Source organism: Capnocytophaga sp. oral taxon 863 str. F0517 (assembly GCF_000466425.1).
GTDB lineage: Bacteria > Bacteroidota > Bacteroidia > Flavobacteriales > Flavobacteriaceae > Capnocytophaga.
On sequence record NZ_KE992127.1, the window covers coordinates 1 to 4,296 of the forward strand.

General features: G+C 42.0%; 1 protein-coding gene and 1 pseudogene. One reads left to right on the forward strand and one right to left on the reverse strand.

From position 1 onward, the window contains the following. The coding region (locus HMPREF1551_RS05520) for a hypothetical protein (RefSeq protein WP_021628073.1) at positions 1-3,262 on the reverse strand (3,262 nt) is incomplete at its 3' end. A gap of 374 nt (positions 3,263-3,636) precedes the next feature. On the opposite strand from HMPREF1551_RS05520, the pseudogene HMPREF1551_RS13890 reads away from it, so the two are divergent. Next, positions 3,637-4,296: pseudogene (locus tag HMPREF1551_RS13890) on the forward strand (hypothetical protein); the annotation flags it as partial.

Sequence of the window (4,296 nt, forward strand, 5' to 3'; positions counted from 1 at the left end):
CATCCGTAAGGGTGCCGATGGCTGCATCTGTGAAATTCGTTACCTTTAGTGGTACTTCGAGTTGATCTGTATTTCTTGCTGTAGGAGTGGAGCAGCCCAAACCTGTCTTGAGGGTATAGGTCACGAAGTACTTAGCACCCTTTTGAGGACGGAAAGTCAAGAAAGACTTCCTCAAGTCCTGAGCAGCCACGCCGCTAAGCGCATCGGCAGGATCAGACTTCCAACGGATATCGTATACCGCCTCGGAGAGATCCACCGAGAGGGTCATCAGTTGGTTAAAGCAAGCCTGTGCCATATCGGAGCTTACCGTAGGGGTAACGATGGTACCGAAATCCGGTACGACTACCTCACGGTTGAGACAGCCCGATTCGAACTTCACCTCATAGGTATCCCCTCCGGTGAGTTTAGGTACATTGTTAAAGGTCGCATAGGCATCCGCAATGTTACCTGTATCGGTAGCCTTCACTATAGGCGCGATGGCATTCCCATTGCCATCCACGGCGATGGTTCGGTTACCACCAGAGACCTTATAAAGGGTATAGGTGAGTGGGAATTGTGGACGTGCATCATCAGGGAGCTCCACCCTTACGAATCCAGAGTTCGGATTGGAAGGATCACACATTCCTATAGAGACAGAAGGGTCTACTTCGTTAAATTCCTCTATAGTAAATTCTTTGAAGATGTAGGTATCTGCAAAATTCTTTCTTCCTCTTCCAGAAGGATCGTCCACATTATAGGTATACCCTTGTGATTCAGGATTATCTACTATTGTAACCCAATTATGATGGCTAAAGGGAATTGCTAAAAGATATTTACCTGGATCCAAATTCCCTATTTCTCCTCTATAACTTCTTTTACTAGGGTCTGGATTAGGCACTTCTGTCATGGTCTTAGATTCTATAAGGTTCCCTGCACGTAGATGTATTGGTTGCCCATTGTCCAAATCTTTATAGACTGACATTGTATTAAAATTAGAGACAGTCGATACATTATAAGTAGGTTCAAAAACTATCTTTCCCTTACTTATTCCTCCCACACAATCTGTAGTATATTTTATACGATTGTCTCCTATATCATAAAAAGCTGGAGGAGCTGCCGTTATTGTTATGGTTCGATTGATAGAACCACAATTATCAGCCAAGGTTATATTATAAGTACCTGGAGGAACATCTCCTATATAAAAGTTTTTTACTCCTTTCATCATAGAAGGTTTTAGGTCAAACCTTTGTCCTAGCTTTACCTTAAAATTTTTACCTCCCAAATTCCAAGGCCCTATTGCATTAATATAGAGATCTCCATTACCTCCTGTGGCTGCTGTACGATTCAGAGTAACTCTTAAAGGATTTGTTTCTGAAATAAAATCTAAGCCTTTGGTATGATCTAAATTTCTAAATGTCATCATATGACCTCTATTAGGAGCATCTAATATAAGGCGATAATCCCCTGTAGCTACTTCTATTTCATAGAGATTACTAGTAGGCACTGACGAATTTGGAAATGATTGTGAAAGATAATGCTTACAATCTTTAATATTCACTCCATGAAGAGAACCTTGTGCATTGGCATATTCTACTTGATAACTACTTGCTGAAAGATTGGTAGTAGTTAGATTATGTGTTGACTGGTAACTTGCAGCTGTTGCATTTATATATTTAAAGAACTCAGTCGCTGATACTGTTTCAGGTGCTTGCCAAGTACTTCCTAACTTTAAACGTGCTTGAGTAGGAGGAGTACAAAAAGCATTATAAGAAACCAAATCTCCCCAACGAGCTATATGTTGAAATGTAGTTTTAAGTACTACTTGTTTTACACAAGGATTAGCAGGATTTATAGGTTCTACTGTTATTCTTGTATGAGGATAAGTGGAAGGTATAGCTGTTATTGTATGAGTTGTTGTTTTAGAAGCTCCGGTTCTACAATCTCCTTCTTCATAAGTAAGTGTAACCTGATCTCCTATTTGTAGAGTATTGGCTATTCTGTATAATTTATGTCTTTCCCAATTCCAAAAACGAAATTCTTTATTACCGTAATCTCTATAAGTCCCATTATCTGAATAAGAAATACCACTACTTGTGTTAGTAAAAGTCTCTGTAAAGGTATTTCCTCCTCTTGTTACTTTTAGTGTTAATTTAAATGGATAATATAAATTTTCATTTGAACTGCTTGGATAATTTAATCCAGCTACCATGGTAAATTCATTGCAATTGTTACATGTGGGTGCAAAATACATTCTTAGGTTAGTAGCTGAAAAAGCATAATCTTTCTTTAACTCTCTTGTAGCGGTACAAACTGGAGAAGAGCCATTATCAACAAGGGTCAATTTGTAGGTCTTGTTTGCTTCTATCTTTTTCCCTGTAGCAGGTTGTAGGACACGGGTAGTAATTGTACCGGCATCCTTATTGATCGTAACATTATTAATGATTACCTCATTGGTATCCTTATTGACCAAGATAGCAACAAAAGGACCGGTACCATGGGCATTTTCAAGACGTAGCGTAAGGGCTCCGTTGGGGAAAACCCCTGGAGCGGCAGGCTGGCAAACGTCAATAGTGGGCTCGCTGGCAAAGAAAGAGCCGGCAGCCGCACGAGTGGTATAGCTAAGGTTGGTTCGGGGCTCGGTTCGGGAGCATCCCCCACCTCCTACGCGGTCGGTGACCTCGAACTCATAGCGCGTATTAGCCTTTAGCCCGGTAATATCCACAGCAGTGGAATTGCCTGGCGCCTTAGCAGTAAGGGCGGAGGTAGCCGCTACCGCAGTCTTCCCCGCCTCATAGGCTACAATCTGGAAGGGTCCTACCCCATTCTTAATATTTATAGTAATCTTACCACTGCTACCACATTCGCCCGCTGCGGCAACCTCCGTGGCGGCCGTTTGCGAAGTATCTACCTGAAAGCCTTGGTAAGTGCTGCGTACGATGAGCCTATTAGAGGTACCGCCATAGCCCTGTTCGCCTGTTTTCTTCTCGACCACGACTGTATAGTTCCCACTCGAAAGGCCAGAGAAAACTGCTTTTTTCTGAGTAAGGTCAAAAGCCAAGCGGGACTGCTCGCGCGAACCCTTCTTGAGAATCGCCCAATAGTCCTTCAGGATGGAGGCATCCGCATCCCAGCTTACCGTAACACTTCCCCCACAATTGGTTCTCCCAATGGAAGTCACAAAAGAAGGAGGAGCCTGTGCCAAAGCAAGCATAGGTAATAATATACCTATCACATACAGCCAATATTTCTTCATATTCATGGTGGATTTATTGATTTTCATCATCTTATAACATTATAGCTCTTCACGAGGTATTTTGTGCGCAAATTTATAAATTATTATCAATATACCAACTATAAAACAAGAGATTTTTTCCCAAAAATAAAAATTTAACATCTTTTGTTAATGTATAATAATATCAAGTGATTGATAATTAGACATTTAGTTTTTTTTATAATTATATTACCTACTATATACTTGCTTAAACGACTTTCACTCCTCAAGGATAGTCTGTGAAAGCAAAGTATACGTATATGAGAGCAGAGTATGTAAAAAATGTATATAGCTAAGCATATTCCCACTTTATCTTGTTTTTTCTAATATTTTTTATTACTTTTGCCGCTATATCAGTCACTCAAAACTAAAAACTCAAAACTCAGATGCGTATCTTATATAGTATCATTCTTATAAGCCTTGTATGGGTCGGCTGCTCCGGAGGTGGAGTGGTGCGCCAGGAGGTGGATGGCTTGCTGGGAAGGGAGCCTTCGCTCTTGTTCCATATCCACCAGAGGGATCAGTTTGTCAGTCAGGTGATCAACAATGATTTTTGGAAGGGATACTTCAGGTATTACCCCAATGGAAATGTACAGCAGCTGTTACGCTCTTTGCCTACGGATAAGGATATATGGGTGGCTTATACGCATCAGGGCGTGTATGTGAGTTGTCATCCACAGCAGAAGGATACGCAAAGCCCTTGGCAGCAAGCCGTTATGGAGCGCTTGGATTCGTTAGTTATTGAAAAAAAGACGTGGTACTACTACTATCAGGGAAAGCAGCTTTTGATCAGCTCTTTGAAAGATATTGCCCCGGAAGCCTTGTCCGAAGGGGAGGAAGAAGAAAGCGCCAAGGAGCGCTACCGAGACTTCTACCGATTGGAGAAGACCTCCAGCGGGGATGTGGTAGCCAATTTGTTCCTCTCTCCGAAGAAAAACAAGGAGTTTGTCGGGGGGCTCTTCTCGGAGTCGTTGGCTGGTCTCTTGGGGGACTGGACGGCTTGGGATGTATTCATGGATCAGCAAACGCTTCAGCTGAGTGGCTCG